Annotated in this window: 26 protein-coding genes and 2 tRNA genes; 17 read left to right on the top strand and 11 right to left on the bottom strand. The window is 58.2% G+C overall.

Annotated elements, in window-relative coordinates:
• Nucleotides 1-138: 138 nt before the first annotated feature.
• From NE547_RS10280 to NE547_RS10270, 3 genes are all read right to left on the bottom strand, one after another.
• Nucleotides 139-1,473 carry a relaxase/mobilization nuclease domain-containing protein gene (locus NE547_RS10280; RefSeq protein ID WP_002584959.1) on the bottom strand — a complete coding sequence of 445 codons (1,335 nt, stop codon included), beginning with the start codon at nucleotides 1,471-1,473 and terminating at the stop codon, nucleotides 139-141.
• A complete protein-coding gene (gene mobC, locus NE547_RS10275; protein WP_002584958.1) occupies nucleotides 1,434-1,763 on the bottom strand; it encodes a plasmid mobilization relaxosome protein MobC in 330 nt (109 codons plus the stop codon). The genes NE547_RS10280 and mobC overlap by 40 nt, the downstream gene beginning before the upstream one ends.
• Before the next feature lie 201 nt (nucleotides 1,764-1,964).
• Nucleotides 1,965-2,321 carry a helix-turn-helix transcriptional regulator gene (locus NE547_RS10270; protein WP_002584957.1) on the bottom strand — a complete coding sequence of 119 codons (357 nt, stop codon included), beginning with the start codon at nucleotides 2,319-2,321 and terminating at the stop codon, nucleotides 1,965-1,967.
• Nucleotides 2,322-2,719: 398 nt separating this feature from the next.
• Here NE547_RS10270 and NE547_RS10265 point away from each other — a divergent pair, with 398 nt between their 5' ends.
• The 8 genes from NE547_RS10265 to NE547_RS10230 all read left to right on the top strand — a co-directional run bounded on the left by NE547_RS10265 (nucleotide 2,720) and on the right by NE547_RS10230 (nucleotide 9,409).
• The gene (locus NE547_RS10265) at nucleotides 2,720-2,905 is read left to right on the top strand and encodes a cysteine-rich KTR domain-containing protein (protein ID WP_003431289.1); all 186 of its coding nucleotides are present in this window, start codon (nucleotides 2,720-2,722) and stop codon (nucleotides 2,903-2,905) included.
• A gap of 16 nt (nucleotides 2,906-2,921) precedes the next feature.
• On the top strand, nucleotides 2,922-3,908 hold the full coding sequence (gene rlmN / locus NE547_RS10260; protein ID WP_006774449.1) for a 23S rRNA (adenine(2503)-C(2))-methyltransferase RlmN: 987 nt from the start codon (nucleotides 2,922-2,924) through the stop codon (nucleotides 3,906-3,908).
• 469 nt (nucleotides 3,909-4,377) lie between these two features.
• Nucleotides 4,378-4,815, top strand: coding sequence for a sigma-70 family RNA polymerase sigma factor (locus NE547_RS10255; RefSeq protein WP_002604474.1), 438 nt, complete (start codon nucleotides 4,378-4,380; stop codon nucleotides 4,813-4,815).
• Entirely contained in the window at nucleotides 4,799-5,041 is a 243-nt protein-coding gene (locus tag NE547_RS10250) for a helix-turn-helix domain-containing protein (RefSeq protein ID WP_002604473.1), read from the top strand. The genes NE547_RS10255 and NE547_RS10250 overlap by 17 nt, the downstream gene beginning before the upstream one ends.
• A 492-nt stretch (nucleotides 5,042-5,533) precedes the next feature.
• Nucleotides 5,534-5,788 (top strand): DUF6870 family protein, encoded by a 255-nt coding sequence (locus NE547_RS10245; RefSeq protein ID WP_039891933.1) that lies wholly within the window; start codon nucleotides 5,534-5,536, stop codon nucleotides 5,786-5,788.
• Between the two features lie 96 nt (nucleotides 5,789-5,884).
• Nucleotides 5,885-7,567, top strand: a complete 1,683-nt coding sequence (locus NE547_RS10240; RefSeq protein ID WP_006774445.1) for a recombinase family protein — start codon at nucleotides 5,885-5,887, stop codon at nucleotides 7,565-7,567.
• A gap of 249 nt (nucleotides 7,568-7,816) precedes the next feature.
• Nucleotides 7,817-8,272, top strand: a complete 456-nt coding sequence (locus tag NE547_RS10235) for a hypothetical protein (RefSeq protein WP_256175796.1) — start codon at nucleotides 7,817-7,819, stop codon at nucleotides 8,270-8,272.
• A gap of 69 nt (nucleotides 8,273-8,341) precedes the next feature.
• Nucleotides 8,342-9,409, top strand: a complete 1,068-nt coding sequence (locus NE547_RS10230) for a glycosyltransferase (protein WP_186908027.1) — start codon at nucleotides 8,342-8,344, stop codon at nucleotides 9,407-9,409.
• A 215-nt stretch (nucleotides 9,410-9,624) separates the two neighbouring features.
• Here NE547_RS10230 and NE547_RS10225 read toward each other — a convergent pair whose 3' ends face one another.
• Both NE547_RS10225 and NE547_RS10220 read right to left on the bottom strand, forming a co-directional pair.
• Nucleotides 9,625-9,939: a sigma-70 family RNA polymerase sigma factor gene (locus NE547_RS10225; RefSeq protein WP_243204784.1), complete on the bottom strand. Its 315-nt coding sequence runs from the start codon at nucleotides 9,937-9,939 to the stop codon at nucleotides 9,625-9,627.
• On the bottom strand, nucleotides 9,920-10,153 hold the full coding sequence (locus tag NE547_RS10220) for a hypothetical protein (RefSeq protein ID WP_186908026.1): 234 nt from the start codon (nucleotides 10,151-10,153) through the stop codon (nucleotides 9,920-9,922). The genes NE547_RS10225 and NE547_RS10220 overlap by 20 nt, the downstream gene beginning before the upstream one ends.
• 269 nt (nucleotides 10,154-10,422) lie before the next feature.
• Here NE547_RS10220 and NE547_RS10215 point away from each other — a divergent pair.
• The 3 genes from NE547_RS10215 (at nucleotide 10,423) to NE547_RS10205 (ending at nucleotide 11,467) form a co-directional block, all read left to right on the top strand.
• Nucleotides 10,423-10,498, top strand: a tRNA-Thr gene (locus tag NE547_RS10215).
• Between the two features lie 11 nt (nucleotides 10,499-10,509).
• Nucleotides 10,510-10,593: transfer RNA gene (locus NE547_RS10210), tRNA-Tyr, on the top strand.
• A gap of 229 nt (nucleotides 10,594-10,822) precedes the next feature.
• Nucleotides 10,823-11,467 (top strand): LexA family transcriptional regulator, encoded by a 645-nt coding sequence (locus NE547_RS10205; RefSeq protein WP_186908025.1) that lies wholly within the window; start codon nucleotides 10,823-10,825, stop codon nucleotides 11,465-11,467.
• A gap of 42 nt (nucleotides 11,468-11,509) precedes the next feature.
• On the opposite strand, the gene NE547_RS10200 is transcribed toward NE547_RS10205, so the two are convergent.
• Both NE547_RS10200 and NE547_RS10195 read right to left on the bottom strand, forming a co-directional pair.
• Nucleotides 11,510-11,719 carry a hypothetical protein gene (locus tag NE547_RS10200; protein WP_186908024.1) on the bottom strand — a complete coding sequence of 70 codons (210 nt, stop codon included), beginning with the start codon at nucleotides 11,717-11,719 and terminating at the stop codon, nucleotides 11,510-11,512.
• Nucleotides 11,720-11,747: 28 nt separating this feature from the next.
• Nucleotides 11,748-12,935: a nucleoside recognition domain-containing protein gene (locus NE547_RS10195; RefSeq protein WP_256175793.1), complete on the bottom strand. Its 1,188-nt coding sequence runs from the start codon at nucleotides 12,933-12,935 to the stop codon at nucleotides 11,748-11,750.
• 113 nt (nucleotides 12,936-13,048) lie between these two features.
• On the opposite strand from NE547_RS10195, the gene NE547_RS10190 reads away from it, so the two are divergent.
• Nucleotides 13,049-14,077, top strand: a complete 1,029-nt coding sequence (locus NE547_RS10190) for a DUF2804 domain-containing protein (protein WP_256175791.1) — start codon at nucleotides 13,049-13,051, stop codon at nucleotides 14,075-14,077.
• A gap of 41 nt (nucleotides 14,078-14,118) precedes the next feature.
• Here NE547_RS10190 and NE547_RS10185 read toward each other — a convergent pair whose 3' ends face one another.
• Complete coding sequence (locus NE547_RS10185) at nucleotides 14,119-14,712, bottom strand: TetR/AcrR family transcriptional regulator (protein WP_256175789.1); 594 nt, start codon at nucleotides 14,710-14,712, stop codon at nucleotides 14,119-14,121.
• A 95-nt stretch (nucleotides 14,713-14,807) separates the two neighbouring features.
• Between NE547_RS10185 and NE547_RS10180 the strand changes: the two genes are divergently transcribed.
• Entirely contained in the window at nucleotides 14,808-15,686 is an 879-nt protein-coding gene (locus NE547_RS10180; protein ID WP_256175787.1) for a DegV family protein, read from the top strand.
• A 183-nt stretch (nucleotides 15,687-15,869) separates the two neighbouring features.
• On the opposite strand, the gene NE547_RS10175 is transcribed toward NE547_RS10180, so the two are convergent.
• The 3 genes from NE547_RS10175 to NE547_RS10165 form a co-directional block, all read right to left on the bottom strand.
• Nucleotides 15,870-16,781 carry an NAD(P)/FAD-dependent oxidoreductase gene (locus NE547_RS10175; protein ID WP_256175785.1) on the bottom strand — a complete coding sequence of 304 codons (912 nt, stop codon included), beginning with the start codon at nucleotides 16,779-16,781 and terminating at the stop codon, nucleotides 15,870-15,872.
• A gap of 120 nt (nucleotides 16,782-16,901) precedes the next feature.
• Nucleotides 16,902-18,995 (bottom strand): sensor histidine kinase KdpD, encoded by a 2,094-nt coding sequence (locus NE547_RS10170; protein WP_256175783.1) that lies wholly within the window; start codon nucleotides 18,993-18,995, stop codon nucleotides 16,902-16,904.
• Nucleotides 18,996-19,039: 44 nt separating this feature from the next.
• Nucleotides 19,040-19,735: a response regulator transcription factor gene (locus tag NE547_RS10165; protein ID WP_256175781.1), complete on the bottom strand. Its 696-nt coding sequence runs from the start codon at nucleotides 19,733-19,735 to the stop codon at nucleotides 19,040-19,042.
• 138 nt (nucleotides 19,736-19,873) lie between these two features.
• Between NE547_RS10165 and NE547_RS10160 the strand changes: the two genes are divergently transcribed.
• From NE547_RS10160 to NE547_RS10145, 4 genes are all read left to right on the top strand, one after another.
• Nucleotides 19,874-21,106: a serpin family protein gene (locus NE547_RS10160; RefSeq protein ID WP_256175779.1), complete on the top strand. Its 1,233-nt coding sequence runs from the start codon at nucleotides 19,874-19,876 to the stop codon at nucleotides 21,104-21,106.
• A gap of 18 nt (nucleotides 21,107-21,124) precedes the next feature.
• On the top strand, nucleotides 21,125-22,414 hold the full coding sequence (locus NE547_RS10155; protein ID WP_305148501.1) for a serpin family protein: 1,290 nt from the start codon (nucleotides 21,125-21,127) through the stop codon (nucleotides 22,412-22,414).
• Nucleotides 22,415-22,727: 313 nt separating this feature from the next.
• The gene (locus NE547_RS10150; RefSeq protein ID WP_186908015.1) at nucleotides 22,728-23,273 is read left to right on the top strand and encodes a 4'-phosphopantetheinyl transferase superfamily protein; all 546 of its coding nucleotides are present in this window, start codon (nucleotides 22,728-22,730) and stop codon (nucleotides 23,271-23,273) included.
• Nucleotides 23,274-23,329: 56 nt separating this feature from the next.
• The coding region (locus NE547_RS10145) for a transposase (protein WP_256175850.1) at nucleotides 23,330-23,481 on the top strand (152 nt) is incomplete at its 3' end.

The raw sequence follows: 23,481 nt of genomic DNA, 5'->3' as shown, positions 1-23,481 counted from the left end.
TTGCGTGGACAATTAGAAAGCCGTTTTTGCGGGTTTGAATATAAAGTATCGTCTACGCTGTTTCCCCGCGCTGGAAGCCGCAGAAACACAGGCGTTTTCAGCCCTTAACATTCCACTTGCCACCCCATGTTTTGCGCCTTATCGCTCCTGCTCCCGCGCCCTGCTTTGGGACGGGTAAAGAATACTATCGACGTTCTTTTTGACAACGCCGTATTCCTGCATTTGCTTCTTGGCTTGCCGATAATCTTCATACAATTTGGTTTTCCTGTCGTTTAAGCTTCTATACTCCTTGCGCAGCGCGGCGAGATCGGGCAGCTTCTTTATCTGCATTTCCTTTAATGCCCTTGCCGCAGCTTCAAACAGGATAATTTCGCTTTCATGCCCCCGCAGATACTTTTCCTTGTCCGGCGATTTTCGGTATTCATCGTAAATCGGTTTTAACTGTCGGTATGTGGTGGTGTGCTTGATAAGCAGCGACAAATCAGACATACGCTGTTCCACTTCCTTAACCGCCTTTGCCGCCGCGTCATGAGCGGTCATAATATCGGCTATCTTGCTTTCAAGTTCGCTATAATACTCAATCTTGTTTTCGGTTAGGAAGTTCATGCTTTTAGCAGCCTGTTTCAGATTATGGATTTTTGCCCACCGTTCATAGCCCGCCGACTGTTGGGCTTTGATACTGTTTTCAAGATCGACGACAAGCCGGATTTTCTTATCTTCCCGCAGCGTTTTTGTTTTGGCAACATACACGCCCTTGATACGCTCCTTTATCGCTTCTTCCGTATAGGCCGCGCCGAGCGTCTTTGTGCGGGTAAACCGTTCCTGTCCGGCAGCGCGAAAGGAAATGTATTTGCCCTGTTTGATTTCATACCCCATTTCCTGCAAGCGGCGCAGCAGTTCGTCAAAATCTTTCACTTGGGGAATGAGAGTATCTATCGCCGTTTTCAGCTTTGCTTTGTAGCTTGTCCCTTGCTTTTCGGCGGTGTATTCTGCATAGCTTTTTCCCTTGTCCTGTCCCGGTACGACGACGGATAGCCCATGCTCTTTACATATCCTGTCGCTGGTGCGCCGGATAAAGTGATAGCTTTGCTTGTTGGAATGGTACTTTTTGTAGTCAACGAAGCTAACCGCGTTGAAAATCAAGTGATTATGCAGATGGTCTTTATCGACGTGAGTTGTCAAAACAAACTCATACTTGCCGCCTAATACCGCCCCGGCAAGTTCCATGCCGATTTTGTGCGCTTCTTCCGGTGTGGTTTCTCCCACCGCAAAGGATTGTATCAAGTGCCGCCCTAAATGTGTGCCGCGATCTCCGGCAGCTTCCCGCGTCCATGCAAACTCAATATCGGCGGTTTCCAGCCCGCAGCCGAAAGAGGACGCAAGCAGCTTCCCGTCTGTCTTTTCGGGATTTAAGATATAGTCTATCGCAGCCTTTAAGGTTGATTTAATAGGGTGCGTCTTTGTAACCGCCATATCTCGTCCACCGCCTTTTTAATGTCCTCTATATCCTGCCTGTAAACCGTCCCCGTCGCATTGGCGCGTTTTGCAATTTGGTTGATGTTCCGGCTCACCGCTTGCAGTTCCCGGATATATGCTTTTGTGTCGCTTCGGTCAACGACAAGAATATACCCGTCTATCGCCATTTTACGGAAGTATGCCCCATACTGCTTTATGGGAAGCTGCTTCATCTTCTCGTCGATCAGCCGCTTTTCTTCTTCCGTAACGTAAAACTTCATCTGTATATTTCTCTTTCGGTTTTCCATTTCCGCACCGCCTTTCGGTATAAGGGTTTGGGATTATCCCAACAAGCATTTTCCGCAAACGGGTACTCGTTTGCTGTGCTTGCTATCTACTCCATACCCCCACCGAAAGGCGGTATTTGTTGCGCGTTCCTTTGATTTTGGACGCAAAAAAAGATTGCAGCCGCCATGCGCTGCAATCTCCCGATTTCTCATATTGTGAGGTTAATCCTCTGCTTTTTCGACTTCCGTTATCTCCCTTGCTGTTGCGGTTACAATCCGTATGCCTTTATCGCTCATACCGTCCAGCAGCGCGTCAAGCTGCCGCCGCCCGGTGGATTTCTCCGCATTGCTGTTCGGGAAGAAAAATTGATCTACCGAAATATGATACCGGGTTACAAGGTCATAGAATACCTGTAAACTCGGCTGTTGTCCCTTGTTCTCGATATTCGCAAGGTAGCGCGGGGAAATATATAACTCGTCGCTTACCTTTTTGCGGCTCTCGCCGTATTCATTTCTCGCGGCTTTTATAGCTGCCCCGAAAGCCTTAAAGTCGTACAATGGTACGGGTCTTTTTGCCATTTTCATTCACCCTGTTACATTTTACAGTTCACCTTTCTTTTTGGATATGTCCACACAATTCATATCATTAGGTTAAATACTTCCTGTTGTGTATTGACAGTAGACTGATTTTCTGATAAAATAAAATTTATGTAAAAGGAGGCGGCGTTTATGTTGCATAGCATGCGTATTAGATAAGCATTGAAAAAAAGGATTTTCCCATTTTCAACATGGGCTTTTTTGTCATGCTTATTTTGCGGATGCTATACAAAAAACTAACGACGTATAGATATAGTATAGACATAGTGCAAGCTATGCCTTAGTTTTGTTGTACTGCTCTGTGCATTATAAATGCAGGTCAATGCTCATGTTGAGGATTGACCTGCATTTTTTTGTGTAAAAAGGACGAGTGAAATATAATGCTTAAAAAATATTGGATAAAATGTCCGATTTGTAACGGAAAGACGAGAGTTCAAGTATTTCATAATACTGTATTAAAAGATTTTCCTCTTTTCTGCCCTAAATGCAAATTGACGCATATCATTGATGTAGAAAAATTAGAGATTGTAATCAAAAATACAGAAAAACAAACTTTTATTATTTAGAAGAAAGGATATAAAAATGAAACGTTTACCTAAATATACGCCTGCGGAAGTACGGAATGATCCATACGGATTTACTTACAAAGAAATGTCGGAAGTTATTGGCGAGAATGAAGCAAAAGCCTTATATGAAGAATTATATAAGCAATTACCACGCAAAAAAAATCTATCAATGTTGGTAAAAAATATTTGCAAAAGCAGTGATACTGAAAAGTATGTTTACGAACTGAAAGACAACAAATACATTGAAACGGTTTTTATCAAGCGGCGAGATGGTGGAACTGTTTGCGTGAGCACACAAGTCGGTTGTCCTGTTGGTTGTATTTTTTGTGAGTCCGGGCGAAATGGCTTTGTTCGTAATCTAACATCGTCAGAAATCGTACAACAGATTATATTGTTGCGTCGAAAAGTAAACCGTATCGTTTTTATGGGTATGGGAGAGCCTTTATTCAATTATGACAACTTGATAAAAGCAATCCATATTCTCCGAGATAGATATGGGCTCAACTTTCCAACCGACGGCATTACCATATCAACAGTTGGTCCGGTCGATCAATTAAAAAAATTGCGCGAGGAACATCTTAAAATTCAGTTGACAATATCTTTACACGCAGCAACACAATCTGCAAGAAATCGTATTATTCCTCACATGCGCATATATGCTATTGAAGATGTTGTTAAGCAAGCCTTATCCTATTCTGAAAGGCATAATCGCAAAATTGTCTTTGCGTATTTGCTTTTACCGGGTATAAATGACCGGCCCTCAGATGTAAGACAACTTGCAAAATGGTTTCGGGGCAAAAAAGTTATGATTAACGTGTTACAATACAACCCAACAAGCAATTCAAGAATTAAAGCACCACAGAAACGGGAAATAGTTGCATTCAAACATCAATTAGAGCAAGCAGGACTTGAAGTTACTATGAGAGTTTCTCATGGCAGAGAGATTAACGCGGCTTGTGGACAGTTAGCTAACACATATAATAAATTCAAAAAAAATGATTAAAAGTGCCAGACGCATAGACGCAGAGCCGATAACGCATTAGGTCAAAAAACCTATGTGTTATCGGCTTTTTTATTTAATATTGCGCAAAAGCCGCTGTTCCCTATTATAGAATGGATTGCGGGTAGTGTATTAAAGTCGCCCTTTTTTAAGGATACGGCGGTATCGGGGAGGTATCGCCGTGTCCATTTTTATTTACTGTAACCCGCCTAATGCTTTGCGGTCAAAAAAAGCTATGCTCCGCAAGCGGGATATTCCGGCTATGAATGTGAACTGTCAATACATTTAGCTACTGCTTACATTTCCTTTGCGCCCGTCCGCGTCTTGCGGACGGGCGCATTTTGCTTTTTTCAACTTTTTTCTGAAAAGCGCACTCAAGAGCCATCTCCCGAACGGGTACGGAGCGAAAGGGGCAGAGAGGACAAGCCCTTAACTCCCGTCCTCTACTCCACGCGGGAAGGAGGTGAACTCTATGGAGCTATCTTCTTCCGACAAGGAAAGAATACAACATCAGTACGACGCATTAGCAAAGAAAACTTTGGTCGGCGAAGCGAAAAGCCACCGCCGCACTCTTGCGAAACGCGCAGCACGCGAAGTTACTTTTTCGGATTTGAGCGAAAGCGAACTCGCGCAGCTTTTCACAACGGACGAATACGAAAGCGATTATTTCCGTTTTCAAGTGTCCGGCTTTGATGTACTCGTCAAAAATGAACTGCTTGCCGAAGCCCTTAACGCTTTGCCCGAAAGGAAACGCGACATTATCCTTTTGTCCTACTTCTTGGATATGAGCGACGCGGAAATTGGCGAACTGCTGAATGTTGTACGCACGACGGTTTTCCGGCACAGGAAATCCGCGCTTGCGAAAATCAAACAGTATTTGGAGGGAAAAGCAGATGATGAATACCGTTAGGAAGTCTGAAAATCTGTTGCCGTTCCCTGTCATTTCCGCAGCGGCAAACGGCGACACAACCGCCATGTGCGCGATCTTGAAGCATTACGAGGGTTACATAGCGAAACTTTGTACCCGCACGCTGAAAGACGACGCGGGCAATACCTATTCCTATGTGGACGAGGAAATGCGTAACAGGCTGCAAGTGCGCCTTATTACCCGCACCCTTGCTTTTCATGTAGGATAATCTTTTAGCCCATGCGGGGAGCGTGTCCCCTTTCCACGCTTCCCGTTATGGGCTATTTGTCGTTCCGCAAAAGCATATCCGCTGTTGATGTGCTTTTGCAGGCCGACAAAGCCTATTGTTCTTTGACAAAGAAAGCGGCCTTTGGTGCGCAGCATAACAGGCAAACGGGTACATTCCGTCTGTACCGAGCCAGTCGGCGGGTACGCCATGACAGCTTTTCCCCATAGGGGAAAAGCCGAGCGAGAACTACCGCGCCGTAAAACAGGTTTAGCAGCTTGTGGGCGACGACATATAGGCGGGACGAAACGCCTTTATAGCCATAGTCCGAGCGTTAAGAGCGTCGCAGGCATTGGGTAAAGCTGCCTTAAATGAGCAGGGGTGAAACTCCCGCGGTGCTGCCGCTGACAGCCGTTCGTTTCTGCCTTATTTCTCATATCGTACAAGCCGGAGCGCATATTCTGTATTATGTCGCTATACCGGGAGGGAAAGAAGATGATTAACAAGGTACAGCTTCAACAAATGAGAAGCGTTGATATAACACAGGTAGACCGCAGCACTTTGGTTGACATTCGGAATATCCATATCGACAGTTCTTTGCCAGCGGCAAAGAAAATGCAAAGTTACTTTGAGCAGATCGTAAATCCTTACTGTTTTCTTTGCGGCGACATACCCGTAAAAATACGGTTTGTGGCAGAGGATAAAACATTGAAACAATCATTGTGCGACTACTTTTTAAGTCTGAAATGACTTGCCTACTTTCCCTACCCCAAAGGGTAAAGACCTTGTGATTATGGGGCTAAAATGGTATAATAGACCCGTAATTATAGGGGGAAAGGAGGTATTATGCCCCGCATACGCAAAGACAAAACGGCACGCAGCTACGCAGAGCCGTTTTGGAAAATCGGGCTATACATTCGACTATCCAAAGAGGACGATAACGAGGACGAAAGCGAGAGTGTTATCAATCAAGAAAAGATACTCCGCGACTTTGTAGACAGCTATTTTGAGCCGGGTACTTTTGTCATTGTAGACGTGTTTGCCGACGACGGATTGACAGGCACAGACACAGCGCGACCAAACTTCAAACGGCTTGAGGGCTGCATTGTCCGTAAAGAAGTAAACTGCATGATTATCAAATCCCTTGCACGCGGTTTCCGCAACCTTGCCGACCAGCAGAAGTTTCTGGAAGAGTTCATACCGATTAACGGCGCAAGGTTTATTTGCACAGGCACCCCATTTATTGATACCTACGCTAACCCCCATTCGGCAAGCGGGCTTGAAGTACCTATAAGGGGAATGTTCAATGAACAGTTTGCCGCCACCACTTCCGAAGAAATCCGCAAAACTTTCAAGATGAAACGGGAGCGCGGCGAGTTCATCGGTGCATTTGCCACCTATGGTTATAAAAAAGACCCGAACGACAAAAACAGCCTATTGGTAGATGAAGAAGCAGCGGAAGTTGTGAAAAGCATTTATCATTGGTTTGTGAATGAGGGGTACAGCAAAATGGGGATTGCCAAAAGGCTTAATCAAATGGGAGAGCCTAACCCCGAAGCCTACAAAAAGAAAAAAGGATTGAAGTACAACAATCCTAATTCCGGCAAAAATGACGGGTTGTGGTCTGCCAGCACGATTGCAAGGATATTGCAGAACGAAATCTATACGGGCGTAATGGTACAGGGCAGACACCGCGTTATCAGCTACAAAGTACACAAGCAGATCAGCGTCCCGGAAGATGAATGGTTTGTCGTCCCCAACACACACGAAGCGATCATTGACCGAGAAACATTCGAGAAAGCGCAAGCCCTACATAAGCGCGATACAAGAACGGCACCGGGCAAACAGGAAGTCTATTTAATGTCCGGCTTTGTCCGTTGTGCGGACTGTCAAAAAGCCATGCGGCGAAAAACCGCCCGCAATATTGCCTACTATTCTTGCCGCAGCTACACAGACAAAAAGATTTGCAGCAAACATTCTATCCGGCAGGATAAATTGGAAAACGCGGTTTTGGCAGCTTTGCAAATGCAAATTGCCCTTGTAGATCAGCTTGCAGAAGAAATTGAACGTATCAACAACGCGCCTGTAATCAATAGGGAAAACAAACGGTTATCCTATTCATTGAAACAGGCAGAAAAGCAACTAAAACAGTACAATGACGCTTCCGACAGCTTGTACCTCGATTGGAAAAGCGGCGAAATCACAAAAGAGGAATACCGCCGCTTGAAAGGCAAGATTGCAGAACAGATACAGCAGCTTGAAGCGAATATCTCTTATCTGAAAGAGGAAATGCAAATCATGGCTGACGGTATCGGAGCCGACGACCCGTATCTAACCGCCTTTCTGAAATACAAAAACATTCAGAGCCTAAACCGGGGAATTGTAGTTGAACTTATCAAAGCGGTTTGGGTGCATGAGAACGGGGAAATAACGGTTGACTTCAATTTTGCCGACGAGTACCAGCGAATTATTGATTACATCGAGAACAACCACAACATCATTACGGTGATTGAGAGCAAGGCGATATGACGGGCTTTCTACTCACCGCAAAACAAAAGTTAATGTTGTGCATAAATAAACGGCTCTACGGGCCCCACCGGTCCCACGGGTCCCACCGGCCCCACGGGCCCCACCGGTCCCACGGGTCCCACCGGCCCCACGGGCCCCACCGGTCCCACGGGTCCCACCGGCCCCACGGGCCCTACCGGCCCCACTGGCCCAACGGGTCCGACCGGCCCGACGGGCACCTGTACCTGCGCGTGCCGCTCCAGAGGAGAGATGGCCGTAAATGGCGGCATGGAGGCCTTTACGGGCAGCGTCCCGACCGGCTGGACGGCAAATGACGACAGCCTGGTGTCCAGAGTCGGCCTGCAGGGACGGGTGCACTCCGGAAATTGGGCGGTCAACCTGGCGGATGAGGCTGTCCTTTTCCAGGAGATAGCTGTGGAGGCCGGATGCTTCCATCAGCTGTCCTTCTTCGCAAGGGGAGAGGGCAGCCAGGTAGGCGTCACGGCCAGAGTACTCTATCTGAACGCCCAAGACCAGCCCACCCAGGCCCTGCTGATCCAGGTGCGGCAGCAGGATATGGTCAACAGCAACCGGGTGTTCGCCCACTATCAGGGGATCACGTCCGCCGCACCGGCGGGAACGGTCCGGGCGAGGATCGAATTTACCGTGACCGCGGAGGGCGGACAGAGCATGGACCTCGACGACGTGTCCTTCTCCGTGGCCTGAGGCGATACGGAGGAACGGCGGCCCGGGTAAACCGGGCCGCCGTTGTACCGAGAGGAAAGGAGTCTGTGTATGCCGAGCATCAGTTTGTGTATGATCGTAAAAAATGAGGAACGCAACCTGCCCCGCTGCCTGGATTCCGTGCAGGATCTGGTGGACGAGATCGTCATCGTGGATACCGGCAGCAGCGACGCCACCAGGGCGGCAGCCCTGCGCTATACGCACCGGGTATACGACTTCACCTGGCGGGACGACTTTGCCGCTGCCCGCAATTTTGCCTTTGACCAGGGGACGATGGACTATCTGATGTGGCTGGACGCCGACGACGTGCTGGAGGAGGCCGACCGGGAGCGCTTCCGCCGGGAAAAGGCGGGTCTGGACCCGGCGGTAGATGTGGTGATGATGCCCTATCACACGGCCTTTGACGGCACAGGCGCGCCCGCCTTTACCTGTGAGCGGGAGCGCCTTGTCCGCCGGGAAGCGGGCCTGCGGTGGGAGGGAGAGGTTCACGAGGTCATCGCCCCCACAGGACGGGTGGCCCACTGGACGGCGGCGGTGAGCCACCGCAAGACCGGCCCCGGCGATCCGGACCGGAACCTGCGTATCTATGAGGGACTGTTAGCGGCGGGGAAGGCGCTCTCGCCCAGGGCGCGGTTTTACTATGCGCGGGAACTGTCCGCCCACGGCCGGGAGGAGGAAGCCGCCGCCCAACTGGAGCTGTTTTTATCGGATGGCCGCGGCTGGGTGGAAAACGCGCTTCAGGCATGCCTGGATCTGGCGGGCTGCTATGAGCGGCTGGGGCGGGAGGAAGACGCCTTTTCCGCCCTGGTCCGGGGCCTGTGGTACGGGCCGCCCAGGCCGGAAGCATGCTGTGAACTGGGACGTTTTTTCTTCCGAAGGGAGGACTGGCTCAGCGCCGCCTACTGGTACGGACGGGCGCTGGACGCCCCGGACTGGGGGGAGCCCGGCGGCTTTAAACAGCCCGGCTGCCGGGACTATATCCCGCTGCTGCAGCTGTGCGTGTGCCACTACCACCTGGGGGATCGGGCGCTGGCGGCGGAATACAATGAGCGGGCGGGGGCGGTCCAGCCCGACAGTGCCGCCGTAGCCTTTAACCGGGGGTTCTTCGCCGGGGTATAAGCAAATGCGCTCCGCCCATGGGCGGAGCGCACAGGACAGCGCCCAAAGCGGCGAAGCCGCTGTTTCGGGAAAGCTGCGGCCCGCTGCGCGCACTTACGGTCCGGACGGGCCGCTTTACGACGTACACGCCGCCCGAAAAAAGGGGCAAACGGTATTCCGCCGCTCCGGCAGGGGGGAGCTGTCCGGGCGGGAGGCGGCCCGCTGCGCGCACCCGGTCAGTCGGCCGCCAAAAAGGCCTCGGCCCCATAGCGCAGGCAGCGCTGGAGCCTGCGCTCCCCCCGCTTGATGGTGCGGGAGACGGTGGACTTGTCCACCCCCAGCCGGGTCCCGATCTGACGCATGTTCAGCTGCTCGCCGTAATAGAGCAGCAGCATCTCCCGCTGGCGGGGCGTCACATCCTCCCGCAGGGCCCGCAGCAGATTGCGCTTGACCCGGCTCATCTGGGCGGAATTGTCGGACGCCATGGCCCGGGCGTAGACCGCCATATCGGCGGCGTAGGCGCCGCCCTTTCTATAGCGTGTATCTGGCATTGCGCCGGTACCCCCTGTCATAGTAATGTTCGCACAGGACGGCCAGGTCCCTGGTCTCCCGCCACATGATGCCCAGCGTGCGGATGCGGTCTGTGAGCATCAGACGCTCCGCTTCGTCCCGGCTCTGCTCCAGCTGCTGCTCCAGCAGGGCCGTGCGCTCCCGCAGGGCCGCGGCGCTGGCGCGGTAGTCCACCGATAATTCCAATAAAGTCATGGCTTTTGTGTATCCTCCTGTTGTTCCTCGTTCCCGTTTGGCCGCCGGCACTGGGGACAGCGTCCCGCTTCCTCCCCATAGAGCTCCGCCCCGCAGACCGGGCAGCGGCCGCACGGCGGCAGGCGCTGCATGTCCCGCAGCGGATCCGTCCAGACCGTTGGCCGAAGCAAAGTACCCTCCTCTAAATTTCTGTCAAAAAGCGCGCAAGTTTTCCTTGACAAGATACCTCCCATCTGTTAAACTAACATCTGCTGTGGACGAGCTGGTATGCTGGTGTAGCTCAGTTGGTAGAGCAGCTGATTTGTAATCAGCAGGTCGGGGGTTCGAGTCCGTCCACCAGCTCCACAAGTTCATATGGAGGAGTTCCCGAGTGGCCAAAGGGGGCAGACTGTAAATCTGTTGCGATAGCTTCGGTGGTTCGAATCCACCCTCCTCCACCAAAATGTCTCGCCAACCGGCGGGGCATTTTTTATGCCCTGACATCTCCGAATGGTGATAAAAGCACAAAAAAGAAATGCGCTACGCCAAATATAGAACTTACGTTCGATTACGGGAGTATAATAACACCGTTCGGAGATATTTGTCAATGAAATTTTTGAAATTTATATTGCAAATGGTGATAAAACGTGATAGGATGGTCCCAAAAATGGGACAAGAGGGGGAGCGTCCATGGAGCTGGAGAGCACCTTCGGCGCCCGGCTGCGGGAGCTGATGGAGGAGCGGGGCGATACCTATGAGCAGCTGGGAGAACGGCTGCATATGACGCCCCAGACCTTGAACCGCTATGTGCTGGGCCGGCGGGAGCCCAAGGTGAGCACCGCCACGGCCATCGCCATGACGCTGGGCGTGGACCCCCTGTGGCTTCAGGGCTACAGCGTGCCCCGGCGGCGGGGAGCGCCGGAGGAGGCCGCTTGGGGAACGCGGGAGCACACGATCCCCATCCTGGGCGTCATCCGTGCGGGCGCCCCGATCCTGGCGGTGGAGGACATCGAGGGTTATGCCGCCGCCGATGTGGCCCAGCCGGAGGAGTATTTCTATCTGCGGGTCACGGGAGACAGCATGATCAACGCCGGTATCCGCGACGGAGACCTGGTGCTGCTGCGGCGGCAGGAGAGCGCGGAAAACGGCCAGATCGTGGCCTGCCTGCTGGACGGAGCGGACGCCACGCTCAAGCGTCTGCGGGTGCAGAGGGATATGGCGATCCTCCAGCCGGAGAATCCCGCCTATGAGCCCCGGATCATCCCCCTCCGCGATTTTGGCACCGGAGCGGCCCGTATTGTGGGCGTGGCCGTCCGGTTGGTGCGCGATCTGTAATCAACGCGGCCCCGGGCCTTTTGCCCGGGGCCGCGTTGATTTTTACAGGGAAAAATCCTCGTCCCGCAGCCGGCTGAAATCTGGGGCGGCCGGAACGGGAGGCACCCGCTTGAGCGGGTCATATCGGAAGCTGCGGCAGTGTTCACCGGGGGAGACCAATCCCCGCTTGGGGCAGAGAATCTTCTCTTCATCCAGCCGGGTGCCGCGGCTGCAATAGGTGCAGCGGGGCTCGATGTCCTTTTGAAACAGCATGGCGCGCCCTCCCTTTCGTTCAAGAGGATTATAACACAGGCCGGCGCCGCTTGCCAAGGCCTTTTCGCGCGGCGGCGCAGGCCACAAACAGGAAAAAGAGGAAGAGGACCCAGGCGCATACGGTAGAGATGGTCAGGGCGGTGTGGAACTCCAGGGCGGCAATGCCGGCCACCTGTTCGGCCAGATAGTCGGAGACGGGGGCGCGGAGGGGAAACAGGCGCACCAGCCCGGAGACGAACAGGGCGGAGAGCCCGCCGTGGAGCAGCTTGCCGATCAGATAGGTCTTCACCGAAAGACCGCTGCCCCCAAGGAAGGAGAGCACCTGACAGTGCACGGAAAAGCCTGCCCACCCGAGCATAAAGGCCGCCATGGACATGCGTCCGGCCATGGTGCCGTCCCCAGACAGGGTCCATACGCCGGAAGAGATCTCGATAAGGCCGGTGAGCAGCCGCTCGGTCCAGGCCTGGGTCATGCCCAGAGGAGCCAGGACGCCCCCCAGCACACGGGCCAGCGCCGGAAGGAAACCGGAGAGAAAGAGCAGCTTGATGGCTACGGTGAAGAAGACCACAAAGGCGCAGATGTTCAGGGTGGACCGAAAGGAATTCTGGATGGAGCCGGTAAAGGCTGCGGTAAAGCGCCGGGCCTCGAACCGGGGCTGGGGGCGCATCTCCCCGGCGGCGCTGCGGGGGCCTGCTTTATAGAAGCGGAAAAGCACGCCGATGCAGACCGAGGCGGCGGCATGAGCCAGATAGAGCAGCACGCCCACCCGGCTGCTGGCGAACACCCCGGCGCCCACCACGCCGAGGATGAAGGCGGGACCGGAGTTATTGCAGAAGGCGAGCAGCCGTTCGGCCTCCGTCTTGGTACACATCCCCGTCTCGTAGAGGCGGATGGCCGTTTTGGCCCCTACGGGATAGCCTCCGATGAAGCCCAGGGCAAAGGCGCAGGCGCAGGCGCCGCTGACGTTGAACACCGGGCGCATGATCCCCTCCAGCAGCCGCCCCAGATAGCCCGCCAGGCCCAGCTCCACCACCAGAGAGGAGAGAACGAAAAAGGGGAACAGGGAGGGAATGATGACGTTATAGCACAGCAGCAGCCCGTCTTTGGCGGCCTGTATGGCGTCGCTGGGATAGAGCAGCAGCGCCAGCGTGGCACACAGCAGGGCCGCGCCCAGCAGCACTTCCCGCACCCGCTGCCGGCAAAGCAGTCGGGACATGAGACTCACCTCCTTCTTCACAAATGAGTATGTAAAGGGGAGGGAAAACTTGCCTGTCCGTCCGGGAGGGATTATAATCAAAGCGAGGAAACAAGCCGTGAGGAGGGATCGGAATGCAGCATGAGATCACCCGGCCCATCCCCCTGCTGGACGCGCAGGGGAACCTGACCGAGCCCGGCTGGGCCCGGCGGCTGCTGCCGGCGTACGACCGCAGCGCGGTCCGGGGCGGCAGGACCCGGCGGAAGGAGTGGGACTACTATCTGGTGATGGGGGAGGGCTTTGCCCTGGCCCTGACCATCGCGGACAATTCCTATATGGGGCTGGACTCCATCTCTCTGCTGGATTTCCGCGAGGGCTGGCAGGTGACGAAAAGCCCCATGCGCGCCCTTCCCATGGGGCGCACCGGCCTGCCGGAAACCTCCGAGCGGGGGAATACGGTCAGCGTCGGGCGGGGGTATGGGCTCCTCTTCCAAAACGATGGGGAAACACGTACCCTCACCGCACATATGGACGCCTTCCGGGCGGGTGCGGCGCTGGACGCCCGCGTGGCGCTGACCCAGGCGCCGGAGGAGTCCATCGTTATCTGTACGCCCTTTGCCAAGCCGGGGCACTTCTACTACAACCAAAAGATCAACTGCATGCGGGCCTCCGGTACGGTGGCCCTGGGGAAGCGCGTCTATCGCTTCGACCCTTCCAACAGTTTTGGTACGCTGGACTGGGGCCGGGGGGTCTGGACCTATCACAATACCTGGTACTGGGGCTCTGCCTCCGGGCTGGCGGGCGGCGTGCCCTTCGGCTTCAATATCGGGTATGGCTTTGGGGACACCTCCGCCGCCAGTGAAAACGCCCTGTTTTACAATGGCAGGCTCCACAAGCTCGACCAGGCGGCCTTCCACATCCCGGACCGGGGCGGAAAGCCGGACTATCTGGCGCCCTGGAGCGTTACCAGCGACGACGGGCGCTTTGCGATGGACTTTCTCCCCGTGCTGGACCGCGCGGCCCGCACCGGCGCCCTGGTGATCCAATCCGACCAGCATCAGGTCTTCGGGGCCTTCACCGGGCGGGCGGTGCTGGACGACGGCACGGTGCTGGAGGTGCGGGATCTGATGGGATTTGCCGAGCGGGTGGAAAATCGCTGGTGAAAGGGCGGGCCCCCCGGGCCAACCGGCCCGGGGGGCGTTCGTCATACCTGAAAAATGTTCTGAAACAGAGCGTAATCCTGCTCCAGCCTGGGTAGTAATGAATAGGAACCCCGGTGAAGCACCCAGTCCACCACCACACCCCGGAAGTGGCGGAAGAAAAAATCCGCCGTCCACTCCACCGACTGCCCCGGCAGCAGGATGCCCTGAGCCTCGGCCTGGTGCAGGCAATCCAGCATGGCGCGCAGGGTGTAGCGGGTAGGGTCCATGGAGGAGGCGTCGTCCGGGCTGTCCAGACGGCGCTGGTAATAGCGGGCCACCAACTCCCAGCCCAGAGCCTCAATAAAGGCGGCATAGCTGGACAGAATGCGCCAGAGCTGCTCCGGCGGCGCATCGGCCCCGTGCCCGGCCAGCGCCTGTTCCATGTAGAGGTCCAGCGGGGCAAAGCCCCGGGAGAGCAGGTCCTCCTTGGAACGGAAATGATGGTAAAAGGCCCCGGTAGTGATGCCGGAGCGCTGGCAGATGTCCCGGACGGAGACCTTGTCAAAACTGTGTTCCCGGGCAAGAGCCAAGGCGGCCTGCAAGATGGCCTGCTCCGTTTGGCGGGCCTGCTCTTTCCGCCGCTGACGATAGTCCATGTTTCTTTCCTCCCCTCCCCTTGACGCAGCCGCGGAAGACCGATATAATAACAGCATAACGGCGTTATGTGACGTCACTTCAATTATAGAGTAGGATGATTGTCTTGTCAAACCCCCACAAGATCGCGCTGCTGACCGACTCTACCGCCGACCTGCCCCCCGCGATGCGTGCGGGAAAACCCATCTATGTGGTGCCCCTGAAGATCCTGTGCGGCGACGGGGATTATTCCGACGGCGTGGACATTTTCGCCGGAGATATCTACGACCGGCTCCACCGGGGAGAAGTGCCCAGGACCTCGCTGCCGGAGGGCGGCGTGGTCAGCGATGCCTTTGACCAGATCCGCGCCGATGGGTACGAAAAGGTCGTCGCCCTCATGCTCTCCTCCGGATTGTCGGGTACCTATAATATGGTGCGCATACAGGGGGAACAGCGGGAGGACCTGGAGGTGGCGGTCTTCGACTCCAAGAGCGGCGCGCTGGGGATGGGCATCACGGTGCTCCAGCTCTGGGAGGAGATTCAGGCCGGGCTGGACTGGGAGACGCTGGTGAAGGTGCGGGCCCCCCACATCATCGCCAACACGTTTCCGTTCTTTTCTGTGGACACGCTGGAGTATCTGTACAAGGGAGGGCGCATCGGGAAGATCACCGCCATGGCGGGTACCATGCTCAAGATCAAGCCCATCATCACCTTCTCCCAGGACGGGCAGCTCCAGAGCATCGCCAAAGTACGGGGACGGCGGCAGGTGCAGGACAAGATCATCGAGCTGATGCACAAGCACCTGAACGGGCGGAAGCGGCGGTATAACCTGGGCGTGGCCAACGGAGGCGCGCCGGAGGAGATGGCGGAGTTCTCCGCCCGCCTGCGCGCGGAATTTCCGGACTACGAGCATTGCTGGGAGGGCGCCCTGGACGCCACCCTGAGCGTCTACATCGGGGACGGTGTGTTGGGCGGCGGCATCCAGTTTCTCGACTGACCCGCCCGCGCAAAACGGAAAACAGGTGCAAGGAAGCGCCGTATACGCTTGCGGCGGAAACAAATCACGGACGGGAGCGCCAAAGCGGCGCTCCCGTCCGTTCTGTTTGCCGAAAACCCTTCACAGGGTTCGGCCGTGTTCCGCCGCGGCAGGTACGTGGCGAAGCCGCTTTTTCGACAGCCGCTACACAGGCTGCATCTCATGGAGATACAGCCCCGCCTGAAAGGCGGCGGTGGCGCCGTCGGCCGCGGCGGTGACCAGCTGGCGCAGCTGCTTGGAACGGGTATCCCCCGCGGCGAAGACCCCGGGCAGCGGCGTGCGGCAGTCGCAGCCGGCCTGGAGATAGCCGTATGCGTCCAGCTCCAGGGGCGGGGCGAAGGCCTCGTTGTCGGGGATGAGGCCCACGGCGGCAAACACACCGGAGACGGGGAGAATATGCGCCCCGCGGGGGCCCTCCAGACGCAGGGCGGACACCGACGCCTCCCCCTGGATCTCCAGCACGCGGGTATCCATGCAGCGGCGGATATTGGCCACATCCCGCACACTGTCCACCAGATGCGCGTCGCCCGTGAAGCGTTCCCGCCGGTGGATGAGATGGACCTTGGGACACAGGGCGGCCAGATAGAGGGCGTCCTCCAGCGCGGTGTTGCCGCCGCCTACCACGGCCACCTCCTTGCCCCGGAAAAAGTTTCCGTCGCAGGTGGCGCAATAGCTCACCCCCCGGCCCGCCAGCCGCTCCTCCCCGGGCACGCCCAGCTTCCGGCGCTTGACGCCGTTGGCGAGGATGACGCAGCGGGCCTCGTAGCGCCCGGCGGAAGTGGACACCCGGCGCAGCGCGCCTTCCGCCTCCAGCGCCGTGGCGGCCTCCAATCGGAGCTCGGCCCCCAGCGCCCTGGACTGCTCGTAGAGATTGGCGGCGAAGTCGCTGCCCGAGATATGGCGGGTGCCCGGCCAGTTTTCGATGTCGGGTGTGGTGGCCGCCTGACCGCCCAGAACTCCGCCCTCCAACAGCAGGGTGGAAAAGCCGGCCCGTTTGGCGTACAGTGCCGCCGTCAGGCCGGCCGGGCCGCCGCCCACGATAATGATGTCGTACATAACCTACTCCTTACTGGTAATCGTCGTTGCCCGTTTGCCGGAGCGCTTTTTGCGGAGCAGCGGCAAAAGCTCCGGCCTGGGATAGGCTTAGTATCCCGGGCCGGAGCAAAGTCATGCGTTTTATGCAGGCGGACTGCAATCCTCCGGGAAGGAGAGGGCGGCCTTGAACAGGTCCCCGTCGATATCCAGACGGAAGACGCCGCCCTGAAGCTCCGTCAGGCTGCGGGCGATGGACAGACCCAGACCGGAGCCCTCGGTACTGCGGGATTCCTCCCCCCGCACAAAACGTTCCATCAGCTGCTCGGCGGGGATATTGAGCTGCTGCTGGGAAATGTTTTTCACCGACAGGGTCACCGTTCCGTCCCACTTCATCACGTCCAGATAGACCCGGGTGCCCTCCATGGCGTACTTGTTGCAGTTGGAGAGCAGGTTGTCGATGATGCGCCACAGATGCCGCCCGTCGGCCTGAATGTAGGCCTCCTCCGCAGGGAAGGAGGAGATCAGCTGCAGGCCGCGCTGGGCAAACTTTTCCTCGAACTCCCCGATGGCCTGCTGCACCAGCTGCACCATGCCCAGCCGTTCCCGGTTCACCGCCAGGTTTCCGGTGGACGCCTTGGAGGCCTCCACCAGGTCCTCGGTGAGCTTTTTCAGCCGCTGGCTCTTCCGGTCCAGCACCTCGATATACTCGGCTGCCCTGGGATTCTGGATCTCCTCTTTTTTCAGCAGGTCCACATAGTTGATGATGGAGGTGAGCGGAGTTTTGAGGTCGTGGGAGACGTTGGTGATGAGTTCCGCCTTAAAACGCTCGCTCTTGAGCTGCCGGTCCACAGCGGTGCGGATGGCGCCGCCCAGATCGTTGAGCTGTTCGGCATGCTCCCGCAGGTCGGGATACATCTTGCCGCCGGTATCGATCTTGCAGCTGGGGTCGCCCCCCACGATGCGCGCCGCGCCCTCCCGCACACGCCGCCACTGGATGGTCCAGCGGCAAAGGAAGTAGAGCGCCAGCCCCTGATACACGGGGATCAGGAAAACCGTCAGCGCAGTCAGGACGCTCCCCAGCAGATAGAGCAGGAAGAGCACGACCACCCGCCAGGTCAGCGGCCAGGAGCGGCCGAGCGCCCGGCAGAGCCGGCCGATGGACCGGCACAGCAGCCAGGTCAGGGTGTTGGAGAAGACGGTGCGCGTTTTGATGCGGGTAGCCAGGGTGAGCAGAAAGGCCAGCAGGCATCCGCTGATGCCCAGGGAGAGCACGCCCAGCCCCACCGCCGTTTCCAAATTCGGCATACCGGAATTCAGGGCCAAGGCCATGGAATCCCCGAGCGCAAACAGGGCCGCCAGGGCCCAGAACTCCAGAAAGATCAGCAGGTCCAGCGGGATGCGGTCAAAGTGGTTGAGAAGCACGCCCTCCCGGTCCCGCCGCCGGCCGGCGCCCAGGCAGAGGAACACCACCAGCAGGACGGTCAGCACATCCAGCGCCAAGGACAGAAGGGCCACGCCGGGCAGGTATTGGGCGTACTCCAGGTAGTCCTGCGCGCCCTCGGTAAACTCATCCGTCACGGTCTGGGGGTTGGTTACGCCGTATTCCACCGCCAGCACACGGGAGAGGACCCGGCGGTCCAGTCCCTCATCGTAATCCCAGCTGCTTCCGTTGAAAAGCCAGCCGTATTGGTTGGCCACGGATTCCTCCTCCGGAAGGCAGAGCAGCGTGCTCCCGTCGCTCTGGATGATATGCAGCCGATAATAGTCCATCTCCTGATCCCAGGTTTGGTAGTCGTCCTCATGCCCGCCGTTGTAGCGCTGCAGTTCCAGGGAATCGGACAGGACCCGGTAGACGGCCCCCTCCATCGTCTGGCCGCCGGGCAGATTGCCGTACACCGGCTCGCCGGTGGCGTTGTCCACCAGACGGAAACGGAAATTGGTCTGTTCCGGGGAGAGCGCCTCCTGCAGAGCCTCCAGCCGCTGCTGGTCCAGATAGGACAGGGAGCCGTCCCAGGTGCGGTTCTGCATCAGCCGGGCCAGCTCCCCCACCTGAGCGAGGCGGTGATACAAATTGGAGTAGCAATTGCTGCTCTCGTAATACCCCGTTCCGGTCCAAATATCGTCCCACTGGCTCAGGGTGAACAGGCTGGCCCAGAAGCCGCCTGCCCCCAGCACAAGGGCCAGGATCACGGCCAAGGCTTTGAGGGCGGGATGGGTGCGCAGCTGTTTTTTCATGAGATCACGTCTCCTTGTCAAGGGGCGGATATGGGGGAAAGGCGTCACAGCTTCTCCATCTTATAGCCCAGCCCCCACACCACCTTGAGATAGCGGGGATTTGCCGGGTCGATCTCGAGCTTCTCCCGCAGGTGGCGGATATGCACGGCTACCGTGTTCTCCGAGCCCAGGGCGGGGTCGTTCCATACCAGTTCGTAGATCTGTCCGGTGGAGTATACCCGTCCCGGATTCTGCATGAGCAGCAGCAGGATGTTGTACTCAATGGGCGTGAGGCTCACCGTCTCTCCGTCCACCGTCACCGCCTTGGCGGTGTCGTCCAGACGGATGCCTCCGTTGGTGAGCACCGCCGGTCCCCCGGCATGCTGCTGGCCGCCCAGGGTGGTGTACCGGCGCAGCTGGCTTTTGACCCGGGCGATGACCTCGATGGGATTGAAGGGTTTGGTCACATAGTCGTCCGCGCCGATATTCAGGCCCAGCACCTTGTCGGAATCCTCACTTTTCGCGGTGAGCAGGATGATGGGGATATTCCGCTTTTCCCGCAGCTTGGCGGTGGTGCGGATGCCGTCCAGACCCGGCATCATCACGTCCAGGAGAATGAGGTGCACCTCGTGTTCCTCCACCAGCTTCAGACACTCCAGCCCGTCATAGGCCTTGAGCGTGCGATACCCCTCGCTGGTCAGGTAGATGTCCAGAGCGGATACGATGTCCTTATCGTCGTCGCAGATGAGCACAGTGTACAAAAAGATCACCTCATTGCCGCTATCTTAGCACGGCAGATTTAAGCCCAAGGGGGGAAAAGGATTAAGAAGTATTTAAGACGCAGGAACATTTTACCCCAAAGAGCGTCTAAAAAGCAAATCCGATTGGGAGGGAAGCCAATGAAACGAACGCTGTTATCTCTTGCACTGACGATGGCCCTGCTGTTGAGCGCCTGCTCGGCAGGCGTCACGGCGCTCCAGCCCGGCCGGGCGGCCCCGGAGGCTCCGGCCCGCCGCGACGCGGCGCTGGATACGGCCCTGGGCGACTTTGGGCTGGAACTGCTGCGGCAGACCCGCACGGCGGGCGAGAACACCTTCGTCTCGCCCCTGAGCGCGGCGCTGTGCCTGTCCATGGCCGCCAACGGCGCGGCGGGCGGGACGTTGGCGCAGTTCGAAGCGGTACTGGCCGGGGACGGGAGCCTGGAAACGCTCAACGCCAACTGCGCCTCGCTGCTCTCGGAGTACGCCGCGCTGGAAGGGGAGACCACGCTTTCCATTGCCGACGGCCTCTGGCTGGACGAGGGGGCGCAGGTGGAGGACGCTTTTCTGAGCCGCTGCACCGGCGCCTATCAGGCCGATGCCTTCGCCGCCGACTTTTCCAACCCCGGCACCCGGAAGCAGATCAACGCCTGGATCGAGCGGAATACCGGCGGACACATTCAAAACGCGCTGAAGGAGATCGACTCCGCCACCGTCCTGGCCCTGGCCAACGCCGTTTACTTTGAAGGCAAATGGGCGGAGGAATTTGACCCGGACGACACCTGGGAGGCTCGTCCCTTCTATCCGGAGGGCGGTGGGGAGGCCACGGTAGATCTGATGAGCAGCGGCGGACGGGAGGACCGGTATATCGGTACCGACGCGGAACAGGGCGTGCTGCTGCCCTACCGGGACGGCCGGCTGGCGTTTCTGGCCCTGATGCCCAGCCAGGGCACGCCGCTGGGGGAGTACCTGGATACCCTGGACGGCGCGGCCCTGGCCGGATTGATCGCCGGGGCCGGGACGGAGTATTTTACGCTGCGCCTGCCCAAATTCAAGATGATGTGGAGCGGCTCCCTGGTCGGGGCCCTCCAGGCGATGGGCCTGACCGACGCCTTTGACCCGGACGCGGCGGACTTTGCCCCCATGGGGCGGGATGCGCACGGCAATCCCCTGTATATCAGCGCCGTAGAGCACGGGGCCGGGATCGAAGTGGATGAACAGGGTACCCGGGCCTTTTCCTTCACCTTCATCGGCATGAGCGGCGCAGGCGCGGCGCCCCCGGAGGAGCTGGTCTTTGACCGGCCCTTCGTCTACGGCATCGTGGATCTGGAGCGGGGCGTGCCCCTGTTCCTGGGTACCTTTGAGACGGGCTGACGGAAAGGAGAGAAACGAATGAAGCGGATCCGATTCTTATCCCTGGGTCTGGCGCTGCTCCTGCTGGGCGGCTGCGCCGCCGCCGGGGGCGGGCGGGGCCCCACCCCCCCCCCCCCCGGGGGCGGGACCCCGGCCGGGGGCCCCCCCCCCCCCCCCCCGGGGGGGGCCGGTACCGCTCCGGTGCGCCCCGCCCCTTCGGCGGAGGTAGACTATGCCCTGGGCGCCTTCGGCGCGGCGCTGCTGGCGCAGGTGCGGCAGGAGGGGGAAAACACCCTCGTCTCGCCCCTGTCCGCCCTTTTGTGCCTGTCCATGACCGCCAACGGGGCCGCCGGGGAGACGCTGGAGGCCTTTTTGGAAGTGCTGGGGGGCGGCGTGAGCCTGGAGGAGCTCAACGCCAGCTGCGCCGCCCTGATGGAGGATTACCGTGGCCTGGAGGGAACGACCCGGTGCAACATCGCAAACGGACTGTGGATCGGTACGGGCTGGACGGCGGACGACGGCTTTCTCCGCCGCTGCGCCGACACGTATGGGGCCGGACTTTATCAGGCCGACCTGACCGCCATGGAGACGGTGAAACAGGTCAACGCCTGGGTGAAGGAGCAGACCATGGGCCTGATCGACGGCGTGCTGGACCAGCCTCTGGACGCGCAGGCGGTGCTTTTGCTGGTCAACGCCCTTTATCTGAAAAATGCCTGGGCCGCGCCCTTTGATCCGGCCAAAACCACCGCGCTCCCCTTCCGCTCCGCCGCAGGAACGCGGCAGACCGAATTTCTGGGCAACGGCGTGCGGCAGGAGCGGTACCTCCAAACGGAGCGGGAGAGCGGCGTGGTGCTGCCCTATGACGACGGGCGGCTGGGCTTTCTGGCGGTGCTGCCGAAGGAGGGGACGGACCTGACGGAATATCTGTCCGGCTGGGATGGCGGCACGGTGCCCGCCCTGCTCGCGGCGGCGGAGCAGACGCGCCTTTCCCTGCGCCTGCCCAAATTTGAAGCGGAGTGGGGCGGGATGCTGAACGACGCGCTCTCCACGCTGGGGCTGGGGGCGGCGTTTGATCCGGATGCCGCTGATTTTTCCGCTATGGGGACGGCCGACGGCCCTATCTATATCGGCAGCGTGATGCAGAAGACCCGCATCCAGGTCAACGAGAAGGGGACGGAGGCCGCTGCCGTAACGGCGGCGGTCATGGAGGCGATGAGTATGCCGGCAGAAGAGGCTGCGGTGCTGATCCTGGACCGGCCCTTCGTCTACGGAATTGTGGATCTGGAGCGGGGCGTGCCGCTGTTCCTGGGGACGTTTGAGGCGCCGTAAGAACCGAAAAGGGCATGCGTCCGCTGTGAGCGGCACAGCTGCCAACGGCTGTCCGGCACAGGCGAGAACGATCTGTTATCTCCGGCCTGAACCAGCCGAGACGCCCGGCTCCTTTTGTGCTATAATTAGGGCATCACCGCACAATTCCCCACGCACATTTTGGCGGCCGATTTGCCCCACAAATGCGTTGCAAAACCTTGCAATACAAAAAGTATTCCTGCGGTTTTGCGCCTTTTTGCGGCACAAATTTTCGCGCCGATCCGCACGCGTTGAATGATGCGGTAATGCCTTAGAAAAAAGGGAGGCGGGGAACATGGTGCTGCGGCTGGGGACCGGGGACGCCTATGCGCTGCTGGAAGCGCTGCTGCGAACGGAATACGGTCTGGAGCGCCTGCCCGCACTGGCGCGGGACGGCGGGGGCAAGCCCTTTTTTCCGGCCCGGCCGGAGCTGCGCTTCAACGTCAGCCACAGCGGCGGACTGATCCTGTGCGGCGCGGGCGCGGCGGCGGTGGGGGTGGATGTGGAGCGCATCCGGCCCCGGAGGACGGGGCTGCCCCGGCACGTGCTCTCCCCGGAGGAATACGCCTGGTTTGTCCGGCAGGGCGGAGGCTGGGAGCGCTTTTATACCCTCTGGACCCTGAAGGAAGCGCGGGTGAAATGCACCGGCGCGGGGCTTTCCGGCCCGGCCCGGGCGATCGCCGTGCCGCTGCTGGCGCCGGGACAGGGGGGGACGCTGGACGGACTGCGGTTTCGCGCCTACGGAGGAGACGGCTGGCGGGCGGCGGTCTGCTGCGCGCCGCCGGAGCAGCCGCCCGAGGAGGTTCCGGGGCAGAGTGAAAAAAACGTTTCTTTTTCTTAGGGCTTGTTTGAAAAATAAAAGTTGCACAACAAACCAAGTTATGCGAAGCTAAGGGCATGAAACGATATGAATTAACAAAAGAACAATGGGAACGAATCAAGCCGCTGCTGCCACGGGAAGAAACGGGGAAGCGGGGCCGTCCCCGGAAGGATAACCGGACCATGCTCAACGGGATGCTCTGGATTGTCCGGAGCGGTGCTCAGTGGCG

It is taken from the genome of Flavonifractor sp. DFI.6.63, from assembly GCF_024462255.1.
GTDB lineage: Bacteria > Bacillota > Clostridia > Oscillospirales > Oscillospiraceae > Lawsonibacter_A > Lawsonibacter_A hominis.
The sequence above is the reverse complement of the archived record's forward strand: the minus strand, read 5'-3'. Positions and strand labels throughout refer to the sequence as shown.